Source organism: Hahella sp. NBU794, from assembly GCF_050749805.1.
GTDB lineage: Bacteria > Pseudomonadota > Gammaproteobacteria > Pseudomonadales > Oleiphilaceae > Hahella.
The window spans coordinates 5,823,943-5,850,626 of the sequence record NZ_CP192738.1 but is presented as its reverse complement, the minus strand read 5'-3'; the positions used below and the strand labels follow the sequence as shown (position 1 = coordinate 5,850,626).

Genomic DNA, 26,684 nt, shown 5'->3' with positions numbered 1-26,684 from the left:
CGCGGGGCGCTGGTTTCTGTATTAACCATGAGCGCGGCCGCCAATCTTTATGCGGAAGAACCTGTCGATGCGGATGCGTCCGCCGAGGCGGAAACTGAAAGCGCGCCGGTGGAAAAACTGGAAAAGATTCGCGTCACCGGCTCACGCATCATGCGGGCGGATATGGAAGGCGCCCAGTCGGTGCAGGTCATCACGCGTGAGGATATCGACCGCACGGGCGAGCTGAGCATTGCGGACGTACTGCGCTCCGCCGCCGGCAATAGCTTTGGCTCGATCTCGGAGTCCTCAGGCTCTACGGCGCAATCGCAGTCGACCATCAGCCTGCGCGGCCTGGGCGAGGGCAGAACCCTGGTGCTGATTAACGGCATTCGCGTTCCGGTTTCTCCCAGCGGCTCAGACACCGGGCCCGCCGGCGCCGTCAACTTGAATGCGATTCCCGCCGCTATTGTCGAGCGTGTTGAAATCACCGCCGATGGCGCATCTGCGATTTATGGTTCCGACGCCATCGCGGGCGTCGTTAACATCATCCTGAAGGAAGATCTGGACGGCGGCATCATCTCTTATGGCAAAGGCCTGCCGAAACATGAGGGTGGGGAAGAGGAATCCTATAACCTGGCGTTGGGAACGACCACAGAGAAAGGCAACCTGCTGTTCTCCTACGAGCATGACTCCAAAGGCATCGTCAATCTACGTGACCGTGAGTACCTGAAAGCGACCGGCTTTGGCTCCGAATTCTTCTCCGACACTAGCGGACAAAGCTACTACGGACGCAACGTACTCGACCCCGCCAACGGCTACGCCATCAAGCCGTTGGCCGGCTCCCTGGATGGAGACGGCAACTGTAAAGGCCCTTTCCATGGTCCGTATCGGGATAGCAAAACCGATCCCAGTCAGTTGGTCTGCGCCTACGACTACACTGGCGAAGCGGCTAAAACCGCCTCCTTGAGCCGTGACTCGGTGATGCTGACCGGACGTCAGGAGCTGAAGGATAATCTGGACTTTGTGGCGCGGGTTATTTTCAACCAGAACAAAAGCTTCAGCCGCTTTGCGCCGGTTGCGGACCAGTTTAAGATCGACCAGAACACCTCCGGCGGCGCTGCGTTCTTTGCGGAAAACGGGCTGGACCCGGACACTAACGGCGATGGCGTGGTGAACGGCGATGACGATCCTGCCGTTGTGTTATACCGCTTCTCGCCCATCGGACCTCGTGACGATAAAGTCTCCGACACGCAGTTGGACCTGGTTTTCGGTCTGGAAGGCGAAGTGGAGACACAATTGGTGGGCGATCTGAGCTGGAACGCCAACTACCACCACAACTACGCCAACAACACCAAGACATCCACCGGCTATGTGCTCAAACCTCTGATTCAGCCCTTGCTGGATTCCGGTAAGTTCACCGGCGGCGAGTTTGACGCGGAAAGCATCCAGAGCCTGAAATACTCGCCGTTCTCGCAAGATCAGATGACGTTTGAGCAGGCGACCGCCGGCGTGTCTTTTGATCTTGGCGAAATCGGCGGCAGATCGGTTTCCTGGGCCCTGGGTACGGAGTATGCAAGCTGGGATTTCTCCTCCAAAGTGGATGACCAGTCGGAAGCCGGCAACGTGCTGGGCAGCTCCGGCAACTCTTCCGCCGGGGAAAGAAACATGCGCGCGTTCTACATCGAAACCGTAGCGCCGATCACCGATCAGGTGGAACTGAACCTGGCCGGACGTTATGACCGTTACAGCGACTTCGGCTCCGCCTCCACTGGTAAAGCCACGGTCCGTTATCAGCCGCTGGACAACCTGACGCTGCGCGCTACCTACGGCACCGGATTCCGGGCGCCGACCTTGAGCGATCTGTACGCGGCGGATTCATTCTCTGCGGACTACGCGGTCGACTACGTCACTTGCGGCGGCGATTGCGATGAGCGCCAGTACAACGTAACCCGCTCCTCCAACGAAGAACTGAAGGCGGAGGAGTCCACCTCCTTCACCGCAGGAGCCGTGTGGAACATCACTGACTCCATGGACGTTTCCGTGGATTACTACTCCATCGAGATCGAAAACGTCATCCAGTTGCTGGAGCTGCAAAACTCCATCAACCAGGAAGTCGCCACTGGCGAATCCTCCCCCTACATCACCCGCTCCGATTCTGGACGCATCCTGTCCGCCGTCGCGCCTATGGTTAACTTTGGCGTGAACAAAACCGAAGGTCTCGACGTCAAGTTCAACTGGGGTGAAGACTATGGTTTCGGCGCGCTGCGTTACGACTTCTCCGGCACCTATATCCTGAGCTTCGAGAAAGACGAGTTCCCCGGCGGACCTGTGAACGACTACGTGGGTCGTTGGGAATATCCCAGCTTCCGCTTCAACACAGGCGTTGGCTACACCACGCCTAACGACGCTCATGATGTTTACCTGAACGCCGAAGTCATCGGACCGCAGTCGGATTCCGCTATAAATGAGCGCGACGGGCACGTCGACTCCAACACCGTGTGGAACGTGCACTACAGCTACAACACGCCCTGGGACGCCACCATCGCTCTGGGCGTACGTAACCTCTTCGACGAAGAGCCTTCGTTCCGTGCGGACGGCGTTACTTACTCGGAAGAGCTGTACAGCATTCAGGGACGGGTCTCCTACTTCAAGTACACCCAGGCCTTCTAGTAATGGATGAGCCGGCGCAGCCGTTCGCAAGGCGGCCTGGCCGGACTACAACGGTCGTTTTCCTGTAGTCGCCCCGCTTTCGGGCGGGGCTTTTTTCAGGAACCGACGATGATAGTTTTTGCAAGATTATTGAAACTTATGAAGATCAGATCGATTTCCAAACTGCTCATTGCAGCGCCCCTGGCGGGACTGACGCTGTCCCTGCCAGTCTATGCCGATACTCTGGGCGAGTCCGTCGCCGCGCAAACCGCCATGGTGCAATCCTCGCAGCAATCTCAGGCGCGGGTGGACAAACTGGCGGACCAGTCCGACGAATTACTGTCCGAGTACAAAAACGTCCTCCGCCAGATCGAAGGCCTGAAAGCCTATAACGATCAGAATGAGCGTATCGTCAGCTCGCAACAGGCGGAGTTGAGCTCTCTGAATACGCAGATTTCCGCTCTGGAGCAGACACGTACGGAAGTGGTTCCGCTCATGCTGCGCATGGTGTCGGCGCTGGAGCAGTTCGTGGAAGCGGATGTGCCTTTCCAGATGGACGAGCGGCGCAAGCGGGTGGCGGATCTGCGCGCCTTGATGGATCGTGCTGATGTGTCCACGTCAGAGAAATTCCGCAAAATTCTGGAAGCTTACGAGGTGGAGAACGAATACGGTCGCACCATCGAAGCCTACAAGGCCAGCCTCGGCGAAGGCGAGCAACTGAGAACCTATGAATTCCTGCGCATCGGCCGTATCGCGTTGATGTATCAAACGCCGGATGGCGCGGAAACCGGCCACTGGAACAAAGATAAAAAACAATGGGAAGCGCTGCCGGAAACCTACCGCTCCGCCGTGTCGCAAGGGCTGAAGATCGCCAAGAAACAGGCTCCGCCCGCGTTGATTAAATTACCTGTGCTGGCTGCGAGGGCGAAGTGATGAGAACACTCAAACGTTTAACTGTCTTCAGTTGCATTCTGGCGGCGGCGTTGGCGACTACGACGGTCAAAGCCGGCACCAATGAAGACCTGCAGGCGCTGTTAAAGCAGATCAAGGAAGACCGGGTCACCGAGTCTAAAGAAAACAAAAGTCGCGAAGCGAAGTTCAAGGCGGAGAAAGACCAGCGCCAGGCGCTGCTGGCCAAGGCTCAGGCGGAGTTGAAGGCGGAGCAGGCCCGTATGGACAACCTGAAAACCGCATACGATGAAAACGAAAAGCAGCTGACGGAACTGAAGGAAACCCTGGAGCAACGTAAAGGCTCCCTGGGCGAGATGTTCGGTCTGGTGCGACAGACCGCCAACGACACCAAGGGCGTGTTTCAGGCGTCCATGGTCACGGCGCAATACCCTGAGCGCATGGCGCTGATGAGTTCATTGGCCGAGAGCACCGCGTTGCCGTCCATCGATGAGCTGGAGAAGTTCTGGATTGAGCTGTATCAGGCCATGACCGCCTCGGGAGAAGTCAGCCGTTTCGACGCCACGGTGGTATACGGCGAGGGTGATCAGGCAGTGAAAAGCGTCACCCGGATCGGCACATTCAACGCCATCGCGGACGGCAAATACCTCAACTATTCCGCCCAGACCGGCAAATTCGAACAGCTCTCACGGCAGCCGGAAAGCGCCATGCTGGCGCTGGCTGCGGGTTTGGAAAACGCCAATGACGGTTATCAACCGTTCTTCATCGACCCTTCACGAGGCGTGATCCTGTCGCTGCTGGTGCAGAGTCCCAGCCTGGAAGAGCGGGTGCAGCAGGGCGGCGCTGTAGGTTATGTGATTCTGGCGCTGGGCGCAGTGGGGCTGCTGCTGGCGTTGTTCGGGTATCTGCGCCTCAGTTACATCCAGTCCGGCGTGAAGAAACAGTTGAAGTCCAAGGACGTGATTCGCGGCAACCCCATGGGCGACATCATGCAAACCTATCAGGACAACAAAGACGCGGATGTCGAGACCCTGGAGCTGAAACTGGACGAAGTGATCATGAAAAACGCTCCCAAACTGGAGAAGGGCGTTGGTTTCATCAAGCTGTTCGCCTCCGTGGCTCCGCTGTTGGGACTGCTAGGAACGGTCATCGGTATGATCGCCACTTTCCAGGCTATCACCCTGTTCGGCACCGGCGATCCCAAACTGATGGCGGGCGGTATTTCCGAAGCGCTGGTCACCACCATGTTGGGGCTGATCGTGGCGGTGCCGCTGGTTTTCGCCCACACCCTCGTCAACGGTAAGAGTCGCCGTCTGATTCAGACCCTGGAAGAACAGAGCGCAGGCTTTATCGCCTTGCATAAAGAAGCGGAAGCGGCGCGCTAGCCGGAGCTGACATTATGGTTTGGTTCATTCTTGACGAAATCGAGTCCATTAAGCGCTTTCTGGGCCTGGGCGGCGACGTGCTGGTCGCCATCTTCGCCCTGACCGTGCTGCTGTGGACGCTGATTCTGGAGCGTTACTTCTTCTTCGCCATGAGCTTTCCGGCTCAGGCGAAGAGCATTTTGCTGCAATGGAGCGAACGCGTTGAGGCGGCGGCCTGGAACAATCAGCAAGTGCGCCGCGCGTTGATCTCACAGGCGTCCATCAGCGCGCATCAATCGCTGCCGCTGATCAAGACGCTGATTGCGCTCTGTCCCTTGTTGGGACTGTTGGGCACGGTGGTGGGCATGGTGCAGGTGTTCGATGTGCTCGCCGTCACCGGCACTGGCAGCCCCAGGGCGATGGCGTCGGGCATTTCCAAGGCGACGATTCCCACCATGGCGGGAATGATGGCGGCGCTGTCCGGTATTTACTTCGCCGTGCAGTTGGAAAAGCGCGCCCAGAAAGTGACCCGGGAGCTGACCGACAAATTACAGCATCACTAACGCCTGCGACGAATTGACGCAGCAAACAGACGCAGACGCGGATATAGACTAGAGGCGGCCCGGCGGCGAGTCGGGCCAGGGGATAGAACAATGAGAAGAAGATATGCTTCCGCGGAGTCGGAAGACACCGCCATCGACATGACGCCGATGCTCGACATCGTATTCATCATGCTGATTTTCTTTATCGTCACCACTTCGTTCATCAAGGAAGCGGGCATTGACGTCAACCGTCCCAGCGCCAATACCGCGCAGACGGTGAAAAAGGGCAACATCATGATCGCCGTGGCGGATGACGGCGCGGTGTGGATCGACAAGCGCAAGGTGGAAGTGGCCCAGGTGCGTCCCAATGTGGAGCGTCTGCGCGCGGAAAACCCGGAAGGCGCGGTGGTGATCCAGGCGGATACGGAATCCCGTTCCGGCATCGTGGTGGAAGTGATGGATCAGGTGCGGATGGCGGGGGTGCAGAACATCTCCATCGCTGCAGTGAAAAAGTAGGCCTCGTTGAAAATCGTTATGAAATTCAGATTCGCAGCAGCATTAGGCCTGGCCTTGATCACCGTACTGGGGTTGTTTCGGCTGATGGATCAGCTCATCCACAACGACGGCAAGGAACTGGCGGACAAGGACGACATCGGCATGATCGATTTCGTGCGGGTGCAGAAGGAAGACCCGGTCAAGGAACGCAAGCGGGAGCTGCCGAAACCGCCGCCTCCCAAGCGTCCGCCGCCTCCGCCGGAAATGAAAACCACCCAGAGCGCCGTACGTCCGCAGACGCCGCAACTCAAAGTGGACATGCCCCGGGTTGACGCCAACCTGGGACTGGCCCTGGGACAGATGGGGCAGGTCGGGATGGCCGCCAGCTCCGCCGGCGACAGCGGCGTCATCGGTAAAGCGACCTTCCCGCCGGACTTTCCCCGGGAAGCGGCGCGCGCCGGGATAGAAGGCTGGGTGGAAGTGGAATTCACCGTCAACGCGCAAGGTCGGGTGGAAGACATCAAGGTGGTGGCGTCGGAGCCGCGCAAGATATTCGACAAAGCCGCCAAACAATGTATTTCCAAATGGACCTTCAAGCCCGCCATGGTGGACGGCAAAGCCGTCGCCACACGGGCTCGACAACGCATTGACTTTACTCTTTAGGAACGGTGATGAAGATGACGAGCAAACCCCGTTCATATTCGGCGCGACAACGGCTGCGCACGGGCGTACTGACCTGTCTGTCCGCATGGCTGTTGGCCGCCGCCGCGCTGTGCGGCGCCGAAGGCATGGAAATCTCCCCGCAAACCTACAAAAAAGTGGTGAAGGCCAGGGAGTATATTTCCGAGGAAAAATACGGCGATGCGGAAGCATTGCTGTTGGAGCAAAAAGAACGCAGCAAGCGCAAGAAGTTTGACCACATCGAAGTCCTGCGCACCCTGGGCTATCTCTATGCCGCCCGCAGCCAGTATGCGAAAGCCATGCAGGTATTCGAGGAAGCGATCAAGGTGGAGGGATTACCGCCTGAGCTGACCCGGGAGCTGCGTTATAACCTGGCGCAGATGTATATGGCGCAGGACTTGTTCGCGAAAGCGGCGCCGCAACTGGAGACCTATCTGCAGGAGAGCGAGCAGGCCAAACAGAAGCCTGGCTCCGCCGTCTATCTGGCGCTGGCCAACTGCTACTCCCAACAGAAGCAATACGCCAAGGTGATACCGGTGGTGCGCAAGGCCATTGCAACGGAAGGCAAGGCGCAGGAATCCTGGCTGCAACTGCTGCTGGCGGCCCATTACGAACTCAAGGAATATGATCAGGCCGTCAACGTGCTCAAGGAGTTGCTGCTTGCATATCCGGAGAAAAAGCAGTATTGGAAGCAGTTGTCCGGCGTGTATATGCAACTCAAAAAGGACGCCGCGGCGGTCGCCGTTCTCGAAATGGCCTACCGACGCGATATGCTGGAGGAGGAAAAAGAGTTCGTGAATCTCGCCAACTATCTCGCCTACCAGAATGCGCCTTTACGCGCCGGCAAAATCATGGAGGACGGCATGCAACGCGGCGTGATCGCCAGCAACGGCGACAACCTGCGCAAGCTGGCCGGCTTCTGGCGTCAGGCGCGGGAACGCAAGCGCGCCATCGACGTTTATAAAGCCGCCCTGCAACAACAAGTCACCGGGGACACCCAACTGGACCTCGCTTATCAGCTGTATGAGGACGAAGACTATCGCGCGCTGGTTGATTTGCTCAACGCGCCTGCGACAGACATGAGCGAGGACCAGAAAGGCCGGGCGTTGTTATTGAAAGGGCAGGCCTACTACAACCTGGAGCAGTCCCAGGAGGCGTTGGCGACGATGCGAGAAGCATCGCGTTTTGACGCCAGCGCCCCTACCGCGAAACGCTGGATCAGCTTTCTGTCCGCGGGAGCGGAGCAGTAAAGGCGGCGCGGACTCCCGGGCGATTTAAGCAACAAGCGCCCCGTCCAGGCGGTAATGGGACGGGGACTGTATGAGTGAATGGAAACCAACGGATGTATAAAGCGAAGTTAAAACTGTATTCCTGCGTGCTGCTGTCCTCCTTGAGCCTGGGCGGCGGCATTGTCACTAATGCGGCCTGGGCCGCGGAGACAGGGAGCGTACCAGCGATGGCGCAGACAGAAGCGTCGGATCAGCAGGCGGAAGCCTTGTTTGACCGTATTTTTAAAGGCTGGGTGTCGCGCAGTCCCACCTTTCAATCTTATCTGGGCATTAAAACCGACTACGACAAATGGGACGATATGAGCGAAGCGTTCGCTGAGGAATCGCTGCGCATCGCCAAGGCGGATCTGCAGGACCTGCTGGCGCTGGACCCTTCGCGCCTTAACCCGTCCAACCAATTGAGTTATCAGTTGATGCAACAGCAACTGGAAGCGCAGATTGCAGACTACCGCTGGCGTCACTACGACTACCCGGTAAACCAGATGTTCGGAACCCATTCCGACACGCCCTCTCTGCTGATCAATCAGCACAGCATCGAGGACATCAAGGATGCGGAGGCCTACATCAGCCGTCTCAACCGCATTCCTGCGCTGTTCGATCAGCTCATTGAGCAGTTGGCGCTACGGGCTGACGAAGGCGTGATCCCGCCGCGTTTTGTATTTCCCAAAGTGATTCAGTCCAGCCGTAACATCATTACCGGCAAGCCCTTTGGCGGCGAGGAAGACAGCGCGTTGTTGGCGGACTTCTCTGCGAAAGTCGCCGCGACCGACATTCCCGACGCACGCAAGGCGGCTCTGGTTGCGGAAGCCAATAAAGCGTTGCTGACGTCAGTGAAACCGGCGTACGAAAAACTGATCGCTTATCTGGCTGACCTGGAAAAGCGCGCGGACGACAAAGCCGGGGTCTGGAAATTCCCCGACGGCGATGCGTTCTACGCCAACGCTCTGCGTCGCATCACCACGACGGAAATGAGCGCGGAAGAGATTCATCAGTTGGGCCTCAAGGAAGTCGCCCGGATTCACGATGAAATGCGCGCCATCATGCAGCAGGTGAAATTCAAAGGCGACCTGCAGGCGTTTTTCGCCTTCATGCGTGAGGACAAGCAGTTCTATTACCCGGAAACGGAAGAGGGTAAACAGGCGTATCTGCAGAAGGCCACGGCGCTGATCGACGATATGAAAGCCAACCTACCCAAGCTGTTCCTGACGCTGCCCAAGGCGGACCTGAAGGTCAAAGCGGTGGAGCCGTTCCGGGAGCAGGAAGCGGGCAAGGCGTTTTATGAAGCGCCGGCTCTGGAAGGGGATCGTCCGGGCCTGTATTACGCCAACCTCTACAAGATGAGCGAAATGCCCATTTATGAAATGGACGCGCTGGCCTATCACGAGGGCATTCCCGGTCACCACATGCAGATCTCCATCTCCCAGGAGCTGGACAAGCTGCCCACCTTCCGCAAGTTCGGCGATTACACCGCCTACATCGAAGGCTGGGGTCTGTATTCCGAGCTGCTGCCTAAAGAAATGGGTTTCTACAAAGACCCTTATGCGGATTTTGGACGTTTGTCCATGGAACTGTGGCGGGCCTGTCGTCTGGTGGTCGACACGGGTATTCACGCCAAGCACTGGACCAGGGAGCAGGCGATCGACTATCTGGCGGAGAGCACGCCTAACGCCCGCGGCGACGTGGTCCGGTCCATTGAGCGTTACATCGTCATGCCCGGGCAGGCCACTGCGTACAAGATTGGCATGCTCAAATTCCAGGCGCTGAGAGAAAAAGCAAAGCAGGAATTAGGTGAGAAATTCGACATTCGCGAGTACCATGATATTGTATTGCGTGACGGAGCCGTTCCGTTAAATGTTTTGGATGGACTGGTGACCGATTGGATCGATCACAAAAAAAGGGATGTTCTCGCCAAAGAAAAAGATGCGCTTCAGGACGGGAAGTCATGAAGTCTCTAAATCTGCTTTTCTTCTTGTTGAAAACATTCGCCCGATATTTCTGAGTCATCGTCCGTTCAGGAGCGGTTATACGTACGCCTTCAGGCCATTCGCCGTTGGTTCCCCCTGTGTGAGCAGGGGGCCGACGGCGTGTTGCGTGGCGAAGCGCGATACAGTCGACCGTTCAGGAACAAAATAACCAGCTAAGGAGTTTGCGAGTATCTATGAAAACATTACACCTGTTTGCCGGCGCGACCATGTTGGCCGCTGCCTTTACCTTGTCAGGATGCGGCGGTTCCGGTGATGAGCCGGTTTCCGTCGCGCCAAAAGCGGAAGCCGCCCAAGTCAGTCAGATGGACGCCAAGTCGGGGGCGAAGCAACCTGGGAGCGCAACGACGCGAATGCACCCGGTCACGGGAGAGCCGTTGTCCGCGGAGCAGGTGCTGGTAAGGGGTAATGGTTCGGAGCCCGGCTCCATAGATCCTCAGTTGGTGGATGACAGCGTCGGCGGCGCCGTCGTTAACGATCTGTTCGAAGGTTTGACCAGCAGTGGCGCCGATGGTCAGTTGATGCCCGGTGTGGCGGAGAGCTGGAGCGCCAGCGAAGACTTCAAAACCTGGACTTTCAAATTACGTCACAACGCCAAGTGGAGTGACGGCGAGCCCGTCACCGCCAATGATTTCGTTTATTCCTGGAGACGCGCGGTTAATCCTGAAGTCGGCTCCAACTACGCTTACTACATGGAAGTTGCGGGCGTCGCCAACAGCACCGCCATCGTCAACGGCGAAAAACCGATTACCGAACTGGGCGTGAAAGCGCTGGACGATTACACCCTGCAGGTGTCTCTGGAAGTGCCGGTGACCTATCTGCCCATCATGGTGTCCCACTACACCACCTACCCCTCGCCACAGAGAGCCGTGGAAAAATATAAAGGCGACTGGACCAAGCCCGGCAACATCGTCTCCAACGGCGCTTACAAGCTGAAAGAATGGAGCGTCGGCGAAAAAATGGTCGCCGTACGCAATGAACACTACTGGGGCAATGCGAACACCATCATCAATGAAGTGGTGTACCTGCCCATCGACGACACCGTCGCCGAAATGCAGCGCTTTGAAGCCGGTGAAATGCACCACACCAACACGGTGCCGGTTTCCCAGATGGAGCGCATCAAGCAAGACATGAACGATGAGCTGATTTCCGTGCCAAAACTGGCGACTTACATGTATCAGTTCAATCTGCAGGAAAAACCCTTCGACGACGTGCGCGTACGTAAAGCGCTGAGCTATGCGATCGACCGCGATATCATCGTCAAATACATCACCAAAGGCGGGCAGACTCCCGCGTACAGCATCACCCCTCCAGAAGTGAACGGCTTCCATTATGTCGCGCCTGAAATCAGCAAAATGACCCAGGCGGAAAGAGACGCTGAAGCGGTTCGTCTGCTCAACGAAGCCGGCTATAACAAAGACAACCCACTGGTGTTCGATCTGGTGTACAACACCAGCGAAGGCCACAAATCCATCGCTGTCGCCATCAGCCAGATGTGGAAAGAAAAACTGGGCGCCATCGTGACGCCGACCAACATGGAATGGAAAACCTTCCTGACTGAAAAAGCCGCCGGTAACTTCAAAGTGGCCCGCTACGGCTGGAACGGCGACTATAACGAAGCCTCCACCTTCCTGACCTTGATGTTGTCCAACAGCGGCAACAACGACGGCAAGTGGAGCAATGCAGAATTCGACAAACTGCTCGCAGACGCGCGCAATTCCACAGATCCGGCGCCTTTCTATGAGAAAGCGGAGCAGATCCTCAGCGAAGAAATGCCTGTGGCGCCCATCTACTTCTACCGCGGCCTGCGTATGGTCAGCCCTCAGCTCGGCGGATACGCCACTAATAATCCTCTGGACATCGCTTACGCCAAAGATATGTACATCAAGGCGCAATAAGTCAGTTTTAGCCGCCTGCGCACGCAGGCGGCTCTACTCTAGTGGGAAAATAAAAACATGCTGAGCTTCATCATCAGAAGATTGTTGGTGGCGATTCCTACGCTGCTGATACTCGTCACTATTTCATTTACGTTGATGCACGCCGCGCCCGGCGGACCTTTCACCAATGAACGCAAGGTCCCGGAAGCGGTGATGAAAAACATCGAAGCCAAATACCATTTAGACCAGCCACTGTGGAAACAGTACCTCTATTATCTTGGCGATCTGGTTCAGGGGGATTTGGGGCCTTCTTTCAAATACAAAGACCATACGGTCAATGAACTGATTTCATCGAGCTTTCCCAGATCCGCCTATATCGGGGTGCTCTCTTTCGTGATTGTAGTGCTGCTGGGCGTCGGCATTGGCGTGGTGGCGGCGCTCAATCAGAACCGATGGCCCGATTACGCGGGCATGACCTTCGCCATGTCCGGGGTCATGTTGCCCAACTTCGTACTGGCACCGTTGTGCGTCATGATCTTTGCGGTGTACCTGAAATGGCTGCCCGCAGGCGGCTGGGAAGGAGGGCGCATCGAGTATCTGATTCTGCCCATCGTCGCCATGGCCACGTCCTATGTGGCGCAAGTCGCCAGGATCACCCGAGGCAGCATGATCGAAACCCTCAACAGCACTTTCATCCAGCGCGCCCGCGCCAAAGGTCTGCCGCGCACGCATATTATTCTGCGCCACGCCCTCAAGCCCGCGATGATTCCGGTCATTTCCTATTTAGGGCCGGCTTTTGTTGGGATCGTGACCGGTTCCGTGGTGGTGGATAAAGTGTTCTCCACCGGCGGCATCGGCCAGCACTTCGTCAACGGCGCAATCAATCGCGACTATTCCCTGATTCTCGGCGTCACCATTCTGGTGGGCGCGTTGACCATTTTCTTCAACGCGTTAGTGGACATCCTCTACACCGTGCTCGACCCGCGCATCCGCTACTGATAGCGGCGAACCTAGCGAATCGGATAACAAGGAATACGAATCATGCTGTTGATGGGCAAAGACAAAGGCGTGGCGGCGATGGCCGCCAACATGGGCAAATACAAAGGCCGCAGCCTGTGGGCGGACGCGGCCAGACGCTTCGCGCGCAACAAGGCGGCGTTGATCAGCCTGGGCGTGCTGGCGCTGCTGCTGGCGTTCTCTCTTTTGGGGCACTATGCCTCAGATTGGAGCAACGAAACCATTGATTGGGGGCGCCTGAGCAATATCTACGAACAAGGGCAGCCCAATTTGGAAAGCGGGCACTACTTCGGCCTCGATCATGTCGGGCGCGATCTGTATCAGAGAGCGGTGCAGGGCAGTCGCATCTCATTGATGATCGGCGTACTCGGCGCGTTTGTCGCGGTGGTCATTGGGGCTCTGTACGGTGCGGTATCCGGGTTTGTCGGCGGTAAAGTCGACAGCCTGATGATGCGGCTGGTGGACGTGCTCAGCGCGTTTCCGTTTATGTTCCTGGTCATCGTGCTGATGGCGATTTTCGGACGTAATGTGCTGCTGATGTTCGTCGCCATCGGGGCGGTGAGCTGGCTGAACATGGCCCGTATCGTGCGCGGTCAGACCCTGAGTTTAAAGCGTAAGGAATTTATTGAGGCGGCCTTTACCGTTGGCGTGCATCCCATGGTGATTATCCTGCGACATGTCATTCCCAATCTGCTGGGCGTCGTTATCGTTTACGCCGCGCTGCTGGTGCCGGAAATGATCATGTTTGAATCATTCATTTCCTTCCTCGGTCTGGGCGTCTCCGAGCCGCAGACCTCCTGGGGCGCGTTGATTTCTGAAGGCGCCGACAACATGCGCAGCACTCCCTGGATGCTGGCGTTTCCTATGACGTTGCTGATCGCCACGCTGTTCTGCTTTAACTTCATCGGCGATGGGTTACGCGACGCACTAGATCCCAAGGGTAATTGAGGCGAAGGTTATGACATTGTTGCAAGTAGAAAATCTAAGCGTGTCCTTCAGCACTCCCGAAGGATCGGTCAAGGCGGTCAGCGGACTGAGTTACAGCGTTGAAAAAGGCGCCACCCTGGGCATTGTGGGCGAGTCCGGCTCCGGCAAAAGCCAGAGCGTGTTCGCCATTCTCGGGCTGCTGGCCAGCAACGCCCATGTGTCGGGCAGCATCAAGTTCAACGGACGTGAGCTGATCGGCCTGAGCGAGCAGGAGCTGAATCGCATCCGCTCGAAAGAAATCGGCATTATTTTTCAGGACCCGATGACCTCGCTGAACCCTTTCATGCGGGTCAGCGATCAGTTATCTGAAGTGCTGATGCACCATAAAGGGATGTCGAAAAAGGACGCGCTCAATGAAGCCATCCGTATGCTGGACGCGGTGCGCATCCCGCAGGCGCGGGAGCGGGTGAACATGTATCCCCATGAATTCTCCGGGGGCATGCGGCAACGGGTGATGATCGCCATGTCGCTGTTGTGCAATCCGCAGATGCTGATCGCGGACGAACCGACCACGGCGTTGGACGTGACGGTTCAGGCCCAGATTATGCATCTATTGAGAGAGCTGCAGCGGGAACTCAGTATTTCGATTGTACTGATTACCCACGACCTGGGCATTGTCGCCGGCGCCTGTGATCACACCATGATCATGTACGGCGGGCGCATGATGGAATACGGCTCTACTTTGGATATTTTCAAAACGCCGTCCCACCCTTATACCCAGGGACTGTTGAAAGCGATTCCTAGACCGGATGACGAAAGCGACGAGCTTTATTCCATTCCCGGCAATCCACCGAATCTGCTGAATCCGCCCACGGGATGCCCGTTTGCGGAGCGTTGCTGCGAGGCGGGAGAGCAGTGCGAGGCGCGCGTGCCTGCGCTGGAGGCGTTGTCCGGATCGCGTTTGCGGGCCTGCCACAAGCCCTGGACGCCGCCGCACAGAAAAGAGCCGCCCGCCGCCGGCGCGCGTCTGGAGCTGGAGGCCGGCGTGCGCGGAGATGTGTTATGAAGATGTTGCAATATAAGAACAAAGGTAATGCCGACATGATGAGAGGAGCCGCCCAATGAGCAGCGCCAACCCGATATTGAGAGTTCAGGATCTCTGCGTCCGCTTCGATCTGCCGCGGGGCGGCGTCTGGCCGTGGCGGGGAGATGCGTTGCAGCTGAAAGCGGTGAACCACATCAGTTTCGACCTGTATCCAGGGGAAATTCTCGGCATTGTAGGGGAGTCCGGTTGCGGTAAGTCCACCCTGGCGCGCGCGATTCTTGGCATGCTGCAGAACGTGCAGGGCAAAGTCGTGTGGCAGGGAGAAGACATGCTCGGACTCTCGCCCTCGCAGTTGCGCAAGCGACGCCAGAAACTGCAAATGGTGTTTCAGGACCCCATCGCCTCGCTGTCTCCACGGATGACCGTGGGGGAGATCATCGCCGAGCCGTTGAGGACCCATTATCCGGAGATGTCTTCCGCGGAGCGGGAGGCGAAAGTGGTCAGCATCATGGAGACGGTGGGTCTGCACGCCAATCAGGTTAATCGTTATCCCCATGAGTTCTCTGGCGGACAATGTCAGCGTGTGGGCATCGCCCGCGCCCTGGTGCTGGAGCCGGACCTGATCATCTGCGACGAGCCGGTGTCCGCCCTGGACGTATCCATTCAGGCGCAGATCGTCAATCTGCTGAAAAAGCTGCAGCGGGAGCTGGGCCTGTCGCTGATATTCATCGCCCATGACCTTAACCTGGTGAAGTACATCAGCGATCGGGTCATGGTGTTGTATCTGGGGCATGTGATGGAGGTGGCGAACAGTCGCGATCTGTATCGGGAGCCTCTGCATCCCTACAGCAAAGCGCTGATCTCCGCGGTGCCGATTCCAGATCCGGAACTGGAGCGCGGCAAGGATGTACTGTTGCTGGAAGGCGACTTGCCGTCGCCCATCAATCCCCCGCTGGGATGCCCCTTCGTTACCCGTTGCCCCATGGCGACGCAGGTCTGCGAAGAGACCAAACCGGAACTGCGTGAGGTAGCGGACGGTCAACGCCGCGTCGCCTGCCATCACGCGTGATCATAAGGACGTAATCGAGTTTTAGTTGTAGTAAGGAAGTGTCTATGTCGTTCGTAAAACAGGGTGTTGAGCCATCTATTCACTGTAGCTTCGTATTTTCATATCTCGCATATCTACGAGAGAGCCGGCTTGATGAGCAGGCCTTGGTGGATGCGGTGAAGGGGTTAAGGGAGTTGTTGGACGAACGTTGCTGGGTTCCCGCGCGCATGCTCAACGAGCTGACCGCACGGGCGCTGTCGGAAACCCGCGATCCCTACATGGGGTTGAGGTTTGGGGCGGAAATCGACGCCTCGACCTATTCCATTCTGGGCTACATCGTCAGCTCTGCGCCTTCCGTGGAGGAGGCGCTGTCCGTGCTGCGCAAGGCGCAACGGGCGGTCAGCTCCATCGGGGAGTTGCAACTGGTAGTGGAAGAAGACGCCGTCACCTGCGTTTTCAAAGACAACTGGCCGCGCAAACTCATGCTGGACCATCTGGTGGAAGCGTTCATCAGTTGCTGGAAAGCGCTGGGCAGCCGCATCTCCGGCATCAAGGCGCGCGCTACGCTGGTCACTTTCAAGCATGCGCCGGTCGGCGATCCGGTGCAGTATGAAAAAGAGCTGGGTTGCCGGGTGAGTTTTCACAGTCCGGTGGACTCGGTGCGTTTTTCACTGGAAGGCGCCAATCGCGACACCCTCTGCGTGGGCGACACACTGGTCTTCGAAGCGCTGAAAGAGCGTCTGCTGAAAATGCTTGGACCGGGCTCCCGCAACGTCTCAGCTCAGGTCAACCGGGTGCTGGCGAATCTACCGGGGGAATTGTTTCCCAGCATGGAAATGGTGGCGTCCCAATTGGGCATGGAACCCATTGAACTGGGCAAACAACTGAAAAGCGAGCAAGCAAGTTTCCGCATGTTGTTGGACCGTCGCAAGTTCATGCAGACTCTGGCGCTGATGCAAACCACTAAACTCGACCTCGCCGCGATCGCCGTGCAGGTCGGTTTCTCCGAACAAAGCGCCTTGAGTCGCGCATTCCAGCGCTGGACCGGCATGCCCCCGGCGCAATATCGGGAAATGCTGCAACGGCAGGAACGCTGGTTGCGGCGTCAGCGCGGAGATTCCTCTTTGGGTTCGCTATCGCCGGAGCTGTCCTGGGCGCCTGCGTTGAACAACCGTAATCTGCCCACGCGGGGATCATTTGTTCCCGAAGAAGCGTTCTCTCGCTGATCCGAACCGAGTAAATTCGCTGCGCAGAATATTCTGCATGCTTCGTCCTTGGGGCAAATTGAGCGGATAGTCTATTGTTAAAGACGTTGCGGACGCTTTAAGCGTCCGTGCGTCAGGCTATTGCTCTTGATGGATATACCCCCAGCAGACGGAGTGGCTCATGAAGCTCAATTTCTTTCAGAAGCTAGTTTTACTGGTGGCGCCAGCCGCCGCCTGTCTCTTGATACTGGCCTATGTGATTATTTCCGAGTCTTTGCGCGAGTACCGGCAAGCGGATGATCTCACCTACATGGTGGCGCTGGCGGGAAAAAGCAGTTATCTGACCCACGAACTGCAAAAAGAGCGCGGCGCCAGCGCCGGGTATTTGGGATCGGGAGGCAAGGCGTTCGGCGACACCCTCAAAGAACAGCGCACCCTGACTGATCAACGACGCTCTGAACTATCCGCCTTTCTGACCAAACACCGCGACATGATCGTCAGACCGCAACTGTTGGAGCTGATGAAAACAGTCGATGACTTGATAGCGCAAATGCCGCAGATCCGACAACGGGTCGACAGCCTGAATATTCCCGCCGCCGAAGCCATCGGCTACTACACCAAGATTAACGCACTGCTGCTTTCCTCCGCAGCGACCATCGCCGATGACGCGGTGACGCCTCAAATCAGTTCGGCGCTGATGGCTTATTACAACTTTCTGCAGGGCAAGGAGCGGGCGGGAATCGAGCGGGCGGTGCTCAGCAATACTTTCGCCGCCGGGAAGTTTGCGCCCGGAAATTATGAAAAATTTATCCGGTTGGTCAGCGAACAGAATGTCTACCTGGATACCTTCGACCAGTTCGCCCAGCCTGAGCAGGTTGAATATCGCAAGCGCACCTTGCAGGGCGATGCGGTGGAAAAGGTGGAAAAATACCGCAGCTTCGCCTTGAGCGGCGAGTTGCAGCAGGATGCGGCGGATTGGTTCAAGCAGTCAACTGGACGCATTAACCTGCTGAAAAACATCGAAGATAAATTGACGAGTGATGTGTTGGCGCTAGCTGAGCAGGTTAAGAGCGATGATCTGAGTTTGCTATGGTGGCATTGCGCGCTGACTCTGATTTCTCTGGTCATCGTCGGGGGTATGGCGACATTTCTGACCCATGGCGTGCACAAGCAGGTGAGCAGCCTGATGGAGACCATGCGCGCGGTGTCCATTCGTAAAGACCTGCGCAGTCGGGCGAAAGTCCTGGCGGGAGATGAACTGGGGGAAATCGCAAGCCTGCTGAACGATATGCTGGATAACTTCCGCGACGCGGTACACCGGATTTCCGCCTGCAGCGGGCAATTGGCGTCCGTGGCGGAAGAAAGCGCCGTGACGGTGGCCACCACAGCGGACAGCCTGGGGACTCAGAAGCAGGATACGCTCATGGTCGCCTCCGCCATCGAGGAAATGAGCGCTTCCATCAAAGAGGTTGCGGAGAACACGTCCAGCGCCTCCAGCGCCGCTGGTTCCGCAGATTCACTGGTGAACAAAGCCAATGAGCTGATCTCGGATGCGGCGGCGACTATTGATACCGTCGCGGCGCAGGTCGGCGAAGCCTCGACTTCTATTCGCAGTCTGCGTGATAGCAGCGAGCGTATTTTCCAGGTGGTGGACGTCATCAAAAGCATCGCGGAACAAACCAACCTGTTGGCGCTCAACGCCGCCATTGAGGCGGCGCGCGCGGGTGAACAAGGACGTGGGTTCGCCGTGGTGGCGGATGAAGTGCGTTCGTTGGCGCAACGCACTCAGAGTTCAACCACAGAAATTGAAGATATGATCCGCGCTTTCCAGGACGAAAGCGGCCGGGCGGTGTTGAAAGTGGAGGCGAGCAAGGATTCCGTCAACAAGAGCGTGGTGAGTGCGGGCGAGGTGCGTCAGGTGCTGAACGACGTGCTGGCGGCGATCCACGACATCAATCAGCGCGCGTTGCAGATTGCGGCGGCGGTGGAACAGCAGGCGCAGGCCAGCGGCGATATCGCCTCCAAGATGCAGTCAATTGGAGAAAAATCTCAGGTTGCTGAGGAAGCCGGGGACCAAATCTCCGCCGCCGCCGGCGAGCAAAGTCGCCTGGCGGACGAACTCAAAACCCTTTCCACCGCATTTCAGGTGTAATTACTCAGAATAAAAAAGCATAAGAGGCAGTGCCTCTTATGCCTGTCGCTTTGTTTTTCACGCTAACTCGCCTCAAATAAATAACGCTTACCCTAAGTTAAAATCAAATAAAACAAACTGTTGCGTATTGCCTTTCGGCCTCGGCGGCCACTCACTTCATCCGCCAAATTGCATAGAAAAAATACCTTTCTGGATGATACCAATTCGTGTACTAATATATACCATTGAGATACCAATAATAAGTAATCTCATGTGGTAGGTAGGTCCATTGATATAAGTGGTACGGTATAGGCGGTCCAATATAGCCCTAACGAGGCGTGCAAGGCGCAGCCCAGTAAACCGGCCTGGGCCGCTTATTACAAAAATCCAATAAGGAGTCCCGTAAACGCCGGGACGTTTTGCCTCAAGGAAATAACTATGCGTACTCAATTTAGATTCGGAATGGGGATATTAGCCTCTGTTTTCTGTCTATCCAGCGCAGTGGTCATGGCTGCTGTGCCGGAGTGGAAAAGCAACTCCGTTTATCAGGGCGGCGATCAGGCGCACACCGCCAATACGATTTTTCAGGCCCGCTACTGGACGCAGGGAGATGATCCCACCGCCTCGGGAGAGTGGGGCCCCTGGAAGCAAGTAGGACCTTGCGACGCCTCCTGCAGCGGTGGCGACAGCCCCGGCGATGGCGGCGATAATCCGGGAGATGGCGACGATAGCGCCAGTGATCTGCCGCAACCTCTACCGGGCGGCGGCTACAGCATGAAAGCCTCTGCGCTGGACGCAGCGGAAGCCAGCCTCACCGATACGCCTCTCTTCAACAAAGTCAAAGACTCCGTCAAAACCCTGGATAACGCTCAAGTCGAAGCCATCGTTCCCGGCGCCGCGTCTAACCCGGCGAACGTCAAGCGGGTGGAGAACATCATGTCTTCCGCTCAGTTCGAGCAGACCTTCCCGCAGCGTCATGAATCCTACACCTACACCCGCTTTTTGAGAGCCGTGGGTAAATTCAAAGGATTCTGCTCCACCTATGATGACGGCCGCGACAGCGACGCCATTTGCCGTAAATCTCTGGCGACCATGTTCGCTCACTTCACGCAGGAAACTGGCGGTCATGATGGCAATTCCTCCATTCCCCAGTGGCGTCAGGGCTTGGTGTTCGTCAGAGAAGCCGGGTGCGACGCGAATAACTCAGGATGCGGTTACAACGCGGAATGCAGTCCGGACACCTGGCAGGGCAAAACCTGGCCTTGCGGGAAGGACGCCAGCGGCGACTACCTGAAATATTTTGGCCGCGGCGCCAAGCAGCTCAGTTACAACTACAACTACGGTCCCTTTTCCCAGGCCATGTACGGCGATGTGAGGGTGTTGTTGAACGATCCTGAAAAAGTCGCCGACACCTGGCTGAACCTGGCTTCCGCCGTATTTTTCTTCGTGTATCCGGCGTCTCCGAAACCCAGCATGTTGCACGTAGTGGATGGGACCTGGACGCCTAACGCTCACGATGCGCAACTGGGCATCAAACCGGGTTTTGGCGCCACCACCAATATCATCAATGGCGGCATCGAATGCGGTCACGGTTATGAGAAGCCGCAATCCGTCAATCGCATCGACTATTACCGCAACCACGCCCAGGCGCTCAATGTCGCCATTGGCGCCAACGAAGAGTTGGGATGCAAGGATCAGAAAAGCTTCGACACCCAAGGCTCCGGCGCATTGCAGGTGTACTGGGATCAGGATTGGGGTTACTACCCGGACATGCCCGAAGGCAAATCTTTCGCCTGCAAGCTGGTCGGCTATCAGACCCCGTACTTCGCGCTGGCGCAAGGCGACTATCGCAGCTGCGTGGAGAACTTTTTCAACGTCACCGTCGTGACTGATGAAAAACAACAAACAGCGGGACAATGAAGCCCGCGACCGCAAAAGGACTATAAATTATGAAAATGAAATTGCTGACCGCCACCTTGATTGCTGCGGGAGCCCTCAGCCAATCGGCGTTCGCCTATGATTGCGCGGGACTTTCCGACTGGGACAGCGGCGCCGTATACACCGGCGGCGCGAAAGTGAAGCACAAAAACAGCGCCTATGAGGCGGCCTATTGGTCGCAGGGCGCCGATCCTGAAACTCATTCCGGCGACTGGCAGGAATGGAAGCCCCTGGGGCAATGCGACGACGGCGGCCCAGTCGATAACAAACCGCCCAGCGTGACGTTGACTGCGCCTAAGTCCGGCTCTGAATACGCCGTCGGCGACAATGTCGTGTTATCCGCAGACGCGTCCGATGAGGACGGCTCAGTCGCCAAAGTGACCTTTATGGTGGATGACAAAGTGGTCGGCGAAGACGACAGCGCGCCTTATTCCGTAGAGTGGAAGGCGGAGCTGGGCGACCACACTGTCAGCGCTACTGCGGTGGATGACGACGATGCCGACGCCACGTCCGGCAAGGCCAGCATTAAAGTTTCCGATGACGATACGCCACCGGATAATCAGGCTCCTACGGCCAGCGTGACGTCTCCCAAAGCGGGCGAAGAATTCAATGTGGACGATAACGTCAATATCAGCGTTGACGCCGCGGATGCGGACGGCTCCGTCAGCAAGGTGGAGTTCTATGTGGACAACGCCCTGATCGGCGAAGACGACGCTGCACCCTATGAAATGGACTGGAAAGCCAAGGCTGGCGGCCATCGCATCGCCGCCAAGGCGATTGACGATAAAGGTCTGAGCGGCATGGCTCCAGCGGTCGCCATCAAAGTGAATGGCGGAACCGATCCCGGCGGCGAAGATTGTCGTCCGGAAGGTCTCTATCAGACGCCAGGCGTCGATGTGCCCTACTGCAGCATCTACGATGAAAACGGCCGCGAAAAAATGGGCGCGGATCATCCCCGTCGCATCATCGGTTACTTCACGTCCTGGCGCACCGGCAAGAATGGCGCGCCGTCCTATCTGGCCAGCGATATTCCCTGGGAGAAGCTGACCCATATTAACTACGCGTTCGCTCATGTGGATGGAAACAACAAGATCTCCGTGGGCAATGTGAATAATCCGGAAAACGCCGCCACCGGCTTGACCTGGGACGGCGTGGAAGGCGCGGAAATGGACCCGAGCTATTCCTATAAGGGCCATTTCAACCTGCTGAATAAGTTCAAGAAGCAGTATCCCAACGTGAAGACTCTGATCTCCGTTGGCGGTTGGGCGGAAACCGGCGGCTATTTCGACGATGACGGCAAACGCGTCGACAGCGGCGGCTTCTACACCATGACCACCAATGCGGATAACAGCATCAATCAGCAGGGCATCAACACCTTCGCCGATTCGGTGGTGGCGTTCCTGCGTTCTTATGGCTTTGACGGGGTGGATATCGACTACGAATATCCCACCAGCATGAATGACGCCGGCAACCCGGATGATTTCTCCATCGCCAACGCCCGTCGCGCCGGTTTGATGGCCTCTTACGTGGAACTGATGAAAACCCTGCGTGAGAAGCTGGACGCTGCGTCGGCGGAAGACGGCAAGCACTACATGCTGACCATCGCTTCGCCTTCTTCAGGCTATCTGCTGCGGGGTATGGAAGTGATGCAGATCACGCCGTATCTGGATTACGTCAACATCATGTCTTACGACTTGCACGGCGCCTGGAACCAGTTCGTTGGTCCCAACGCGGCTTTGTATGACACGGGCGAAGACGTGGAGTTGAAAGCCTGGAACTACTACAACACCTCTCAGTATCAGCGCATTGGTTATTTGAATACCGACTGGGCCTACAAGTATTTCCGTGGAACCATGCAGGCGGGCCGCATTAATATCGGCGTACCTTATTACACCCGCGGCTGGCAGGGCGTGAACGGCGGCGACAACGGTCTGTGGGGCACGGCTTCCGCGCCGGATCAGAACAACTGTCCTCCCGGCACCGGTTCCGGCGATAAGAATGACTGCGGCAACGGCGCCGTGGGCATCGACAACATCTGGCATGACCTGGATAAACAGGGCAATGAGATGGGCGCCGGCTCCAACCCGCTGTGGCACGCCAAGAACTTGGCGGAAGGCGTAGCAGGTAGCTACATCGCGGACTACGGTCTTGATCCGGCCAACGATCCTACCGATGTGCTGACCGGCTCCTACAGCCGCCACTATGACTCGACTGCGGTGGCGCCCTGGTTGTGGAATGCGGAAAAACGCGTGTTCCTGTCCATCGAAGATGAAGAGTCTATTGGCGTAAAAGCCAAGTATGTCGCGGATAACGGCATTGGCGGCGTCATGTTCTGGGAACTGGCCGGCGACTATGACTGGAATGCGGACAAGGGCGAGTACTTCATGGGCGACACCCTGACTACGCAGTTCTATGACGCGTTCAAAAACGCAACGCCATACGGTGATCAGGTCGGCTCCGATGTGCCGGCGACCAGTCTGGACATCAAGTACAGCATCAGCGGCTTCAAATTGGGCGATCAGAACTATCCGATCAATCCCAAACTGAAGATCACCAACAACTCAGGGCAGACCATCCCAGGTGGAGCCACCTTTGAGTTCAATGTGCCCACGGCGATTCCCGACACCATCAGCGATCAGAGCGGCGTAGGCCTGAAAGTTATCGCCAGCGGCGCTAACAGCTCAGGCAACAACATCGGCGGCCTGGAGAACGATCACCACAAGGTGGCGTTCACCCTGAAAAACTATCAGGCCCTAGCGGACGGTGAGAGCATGGACATCACGCTCAACTACCATCTGCCGATGTCGACGCCTTCCAGCTGGAGAGTGAAAATCGGCGGCGCCACCTTCGCCCTGAAACAAGAGCATCCGGAACTGCCCGCAGGCTCTTTGGACGGCGGCGATAATGGCGATGGCGGAGACGACGGCGGCGATGATGGCGGTAACGACGGCGGCTCCTGCGCCGACGCCAACGTCGATCCCAGCAAAGTGAACGTCTATCCCAACTGGACCCAGAGCGACTGGCAGGGCAACCCCAACCACGCGGGCACAGGCGACCTGATGTCCCACAACAAGATCGTCTACCGCGCCGGCTGGTGGACCCAATCCACCCCAGGCAGCGACGGCAGCTGGACCCTGGTGTGTCGCTTCTAAACTAAACCCACCCAGTCCGCCCCTTTAACCGGGGGCGGACTCAGAACTGAATAGCCCGCCTTGTGCGGGCTTTTTACTGTTGCTCTAAAGTAGCTGACGGTGAAAATGCTGGCATTCGTGGTAGAGTGGAGCGCCTTCGTACCTCGCCGATTTCCACAAGACCGATACTTTAATTGTGCGCGAATCAGCAGGAGTTCGGGTGAAGGTGAATGAATCTTTCAATTGGCGGATGAAATATGGCTACGGTTGCCGATTACTATTACTTCAGGTTTGGGGCGCCAGCAAGGAAGGCGAAGTATGTGACGCCCGAGGGAATAGAAATTTTTGTGTTGAAGTGGGATGAATCACAGACGAATGAAGGCGTTACGATCTATGCGACGTTAGGCGCAAGCAATGTATTGGGCGCGCAGAATGAAGGCTGTGAGTTTTTCATCGGGTTGACTCCTGAGGTGGATAGTATCGCTGAAGCGTTGGCGGAAACTGCTCTGCATGGCAATGGCGCCAAGCTCATTCCAAACAGCGGCGATACGACGACTCTGACCTGTTGTTTGTGGAAGGGAACCACGGCGAAGACATTTATGTTCTCAAATGGCGACGATATTATTTCGCCGATACAAGCGGGACTTCCCAAGCGGGTGCGATTTATTCAGCTGACGCCTTTATTTGATAACGAGTTGGAATACAAAAAAGCCCATGGAGAAAGGTCCTTATGGGAAAAGTTTGAGGCGTCCGAAGTTGCCTATTGGGACTCCACAAGGGGCGACGCCTTTCTGTAAGTCCACCGCATGAGGAAAGCCCGCCTGCGCAGGCTTTTTCTGCTTCTATCTCTCAAGAGCTTCCAAACGTTCACATCACCCACAAATACACGCATAACGCCATCACCGGCCAGCCTACGTAGGGGCCCAGCGTCCAGCGCCAAATCGTCAGGCGCGGTACGTAGCCGACGCCGTGGACGAAGCCGGCGCTGACGCCCCACAGGCAGAGCGTCAGCAGGCCGTGTTTGAGTTCCGCGGAGCTGGCGGCGATGAGCTGCGGCGCTGCAAACGCCATGGCGGCCAGCGCCAGGGCGCTCAGCAGTGACAGCCCGCGCGCCCAGCCGGCGTAAAGCGGCCCGTAGGCCATGTAGTCGACGGGATGGCTCATGGGTTAATCCTTGACGTCGGGTTCGCGGTCTAAGTTCTCGGTGACTTCCAGCCACAGGGCGTTGACCAGCCCGAATGAACACGCCAACAACACGCCCAGAATCCAGGTGAAATACCACATATCCGGTTCTCCTCTAATCGTAAAAGCTGTTTCAGTTCGCCATTGCGGGTTCAATAAACGCCGTGTTTGTTGCTCTCGATAAAATCCGTGGTCAGTCGTCCCCACATCTTGTAGTAACCCCAGAGGGTGTAGGACAGCACGATCGGCACGAAAATCATCGCCACCCAGAACATGATGTTCAGGGTTTTCTCACTGGACGTGACGTCCCACAGCGTGAGGCTGTGTCCCGGCATGAGGTTGGAGGGCATCACAAAGGGAAACAGACTGAAGCCGGCGGTGCAGATAATGCCGGTCAGCGCCAGGGAACTGCCGACAAAAGCCAGTCCGCTGCGCTGGGCGGCGGTCATAATCAGCGTCAGAAGCAAGCCTGCGTATGCCAGAATCGGCGCGGTCAGTGTGATTGGATATTTGCCGTAATTGGCCAGCCAGGCGCCCTCTTTCAGTTCGACGGATTTCTGCAGAGGCGTCATGGCGGCGCCGACGTCAGCGCTGGCGGTGATGACATAACCTTCAATGCCGAAGTACAACCAGACTCCCGCCAGAGTGAAGCAAGCCGCCACCACGATAGCCAGCAGACGTGTGTAACCGCTGGCGCGTTGACGCAACTCCCCGTCAGTGCGCATTTGCAGATACGCGGCGCCGTGCATGGCCAGCATACTCAGACTGACGACCCCGCACAGAAGCGCGAACGGATTCAGCAACGCCCAGAACGAGCCGGTGTATTCGGAGCGCATCAACTCGTCCAGCTTGAACGGCGTTCCCATAAACAAGTTGCCGAAAGCGACGCCGAACACCAGCGCTGGCACAGCGCCGCCGGCGGTCAGTCCCCAGTCCCAGGCATTGCGCCAGCGCGGATCTTCCATCTTGGAGCGGTACTCGAAGCCCACCGGGCGGAAGAACATGGCGAACAACACCAGCAGCAACGCCCAGTACAGACCGGAAAAGGCGACCGCGTAAACTACCGGCCAGGCCGCGAAAATGGCGCCGCCGGCGGTGATGAACCAGACCTGGTTGCCATCCCAGTGCGGGCCGACGGTATTCAGCAGCACCCGCCGCTCGTTGTCGTTTTTGCCGATGATGCGTAACAGCGCGCCCACGCCCATATCGAAGCCGTCGGTGACCGCGAAGCCAATCAGCAACACGCCGACCAGCACCCACCAGATCATTTTCAGCGTTTCATAATCAAACATA

Annotated in this window: 21 protein-coding genes; 18 read left to right on the top strand and 3 right to left on the bottom strand. The window is 57.2% G+C overall.

The features are described from left to right. Nucleotides 1–27: 27 nt before the first annotated feature. From ACQYWX_RS25490 to ACQYWX_RS25405, 18 genes are all read left to right on the top strand, one after another. The gene (locus tag ACQYWX_RS25490) at nucleotides 28–2,649 is read left to right on the top strand and encodes a TonB-dependent receptor plug domain-containing protein (RefSeq protein ID WP_431686808.1); all 2,622 of its coding nucleotides are present in this window, start codon (nucleotides 28–30) and stop codon (nucleotides 2,647–2,649) included. Between the two features lie 138 nt (nucleotides 2,650–2,787). Further along, nucleotides 2,788–3,561: a DUF3450 domain-containing protein gene (locus ACQYWX_RS25485; protein WP_431686807.1), complete on the top strand. Its 774-nt coding sequence runs from the start codon at nucleotides 2,788–2,790 to the stop codon at nucleotides 3,559–3,561. Then, a complete protein-coding gene (locus tag ACQYWX_RS25480; RefSeq protein WP_431686806.1) occupies nucleotides 3,561–4,922 on the top strand; it encodes a MotA/TolQ/ExbB proton channel family protein in 1,362 nt (453 codons plus the stop codon). The genes ACQYWX_RS25485 and ACQYWX_RS25480 overlap by 1 nt, the downstream gene beginning before the upstream one ends. 14 nt (nucleotides 4,923–4,936) lie before the next feature. Beyond that, complete coding sequence (locus ACQYWX_RS25475) at nucleotides 4,937–5,464, top strand: MotA/TolQ/ExbB proton channel family protein (protein WP_279505629.1); 528 nt, start codon at nucleotides 4,937–4,939, stop codon at nucleotides 5,462–5,464. A gap of 90 nt (nucleotides 5,465–5,554) precedes the next feature. After that, nucleotides 5,555–5,959 (top strand): ExbD/TolR family protein, encoded by a 405-nt coding sequence (locus ACQYWX_RS25470; protein ID WP_127973352.1) that lies wholly within the window; start codon nucleotides 5,555–5,557, stop codon nucleotides 5,957–5,959. Nucleotides 5,960–5,977: 18 nt separating this feature from the next. Beyond that, nucleotides 5,978–6,601 (top strand): energy transducer TonB, encoded by a 624-nt coding sequence (locus tag ACQYWX_RS25465; RefSeq protein WP_216737899.1) that lies wholly within the window; start codon nucleotides 5,978–5,980, stop codon nucleotides 6,599–6,601. Nucleotides 6,602–6,615: 14 nt separating this feature from the next. Beyond that, nucleotides 6,616–7,869: a tetratricopeptide repeat protein gene (locus ACQYWX_RS25460; RefSeq protein ID WP_431686805.1), complete on the top strand. Its 1,254-nt coding sequence runs from the start codon at nucleotides 6,616–6,618 to the stop codon at nucleotides 7,867–7,869. 92 nt (nucleotides 7,870–7,961) lie between these two features. Continuing rightward, the gene (locus tag ACQYWX_RS25455) at nucleotides 7,962–9,854 is read left to right on the top strand and encodes a DUF885 domain-containing protein (protein WP_431686804.1); all 1,893 of its coding nucleotides are present in this window, start codon (nucleotides 7,962–7,964) and stop codon (nucleotides 9,852–9,854) included. Between the two features lie 212 nt (nucleotides 9,855–10,066). Continuing rightward, a complete protein-coding gene (locus ACQYWX_RS25450; protein WP_216737896.1) occupies nucleotides 10,067–11,788 on the top strand; it encodes a peptide ABC transporter substrate-binding protein in 1,722 nt (573 codons plus the stop codon). 57 nt (nucleotides 11,789–11,845) lie between these two features. Then, nucleotides 11,846–12,766 (top strand): oligopeptide ABC transporter permease OppB, encoded by a 921-nt coding sequence (gene oppB, locus ACQYWX_RS25445; RefSeq protein WP_279505636.1) that lies wholly within the window; start codon nucleotides 11,846–11,848, stop codon nucleotides 12,764–12,766. 42 nt (nucleotides 12,767–12,808) lie between these two features. Continuing rightward, nucleotides 12,809–13,732 (top strand): ABC transporter permease subunit, encoded by a 924-nt coding sequence (locus ACQYWX_RS25440; protein WP_127973347.1) that lies wholly within the window; start codon nucleotides 12,809–12,811, stop codon nucleotides 13,730–13,732. A gap of 10 nt (nucleotides 13,733–13,742) precedes the next feature. Further along, nucleotides 13,743–14,777, top strand: a complete 1,035-nt coding sequence (locus tag ACQYWX_RS25435; RefSeq protein ID WP_279505638.1) for an oligopeptide/dipeptide ABC transporter ATP-binding protein — start codon at nucleotides 13,743–13,745, stop codon at nucleotides 14,775–14,777. A 55-nt stretch (nucleotides 14,778–14,832) separates the two neighbouring features. Then, on the top strand, nucleotides 14,833–15,825 hold the full coding sequence (locus ACQYWX_RS25430) for an oligopeptide/dipeptide ABC transporter ATP-binding protein (protein WP_279505640.1): 993 nt from the start codon (nucleotides 14,833–14,835) through the stop codon (nucleotides 15,823–15,825). A 44-nt stretch (nucleotides 15,826–15,869) separates the two neighbouring features. After that, entirely contained in the window at nucleotides 15,870–17,030 is a 1,161-nt protein-coding gene (locus tag ACQYWX_RS25425; RefSeq protein ID WP_431686803.1) for an AraC family transcriptional regulator ligand-binding domain-containing protein, read from the top strand. Nucleotides 17,031–17,190: 160 nt separating this feature from the next. Continuing rightward, entirely contained in the window at nucleotides 17,191–19,161 is a 1,971-nt protein-coding gene (locus ACQYWX_RS25420) for a methyl-accepting chemotaxis protein (protein WP_431686802.1), read from the top strand. Nucleotides 19,162–19,578: 417 nt separating this feature from the next. Continuing rightward, nucleotides 19,579–21,060, top strand: coding sequence for a glycoside hydrolase family 19 protein (locus tag ACQYWX_RS25415; protein WP_431686801.1), 1,482 nt, complete (start codon nucleotides 19,579–19,581; stop codon nucleotides 21,058–21,060). Between the two features lie 29 nt (nucleotides 21,061–21,089). Continuing rightward, entirely contained in the window at nucleotides 21,090–24,230 is a 3,141-nt protein-coding gene (locus ACQYWX_RS25410) for a chitinase C-terminal domain-containing protein (RefSeq protein ID WP_431686800.1), read from the top strand. 236 nt (nucleotides 24,231–24,466) lie between these two features. Beyond that, nucleotides 24,467–25,006, top strand: coding sequence for a suppressor of fused domain protein (locus ACQYWX_RS25405; RefSeq protein ID WP_431686799.1), 540 nt, complete (start codon nucleotides 24,467–24,469; stop codon nucleotides 25,004–25,006). Nucleotides 25,007–25,076: 70 nt separating this feature from the next. Here the strand turns inward: ACQYWX_RS25405 and ACQYWX_RS25400 are convergent, their stop codons facing one another. From ACQYWX_RS25400 to cydB, 3 genes are read right to left on the bottom strand one after another with little or no spacing between them, the layout of a single operon-like run. Beyond that, the gene (locus ACQYWX_RS25400) at nucleotides 25,077–25,373 is read right to left on the bottom strand and encodes a cyd operon YbgE family protein (protein ID WP_206617960.1); all 297 of its coding nucleotides are present in this window, start codon (nucleotides 25,371–25,373) and stop codon (nucleotides 25,077–25,079) included. Between the two features lie 3 nt (nucleotides 25,374–25,376). Continuing rightward, nucleotides 25,377–25,493: a cytochrome bd-I oxidase subunit CydX gene (gene cydX, locus ACQYWX_RS25395; RefSeq protein ID WP_279505652.1), complete on the bottom strand. Its 117-nt coding sequence runs from the start codon at nucleotides 25,491–25,493 to the stop codon at nucleotides 25,377–25,379. Between the two features lie 50 nt (nucleotides 25,494–25,543). After that, on the bottom strand, nucleotides 25,544–26,683 hold the full coding sequence (gene cydB, locus ACQYWX_RS25390) for a cytochrome d ubiquinol oxidase subunit II (RefSeq protein ID WP_431686798.1): 1,140 nt from the start codon (nucleotides 26,681–26,683) through the stop codon (nucleotides 25,544–25,546). Nucleotide 26,684: the final 1 nt, after the last annotated feature.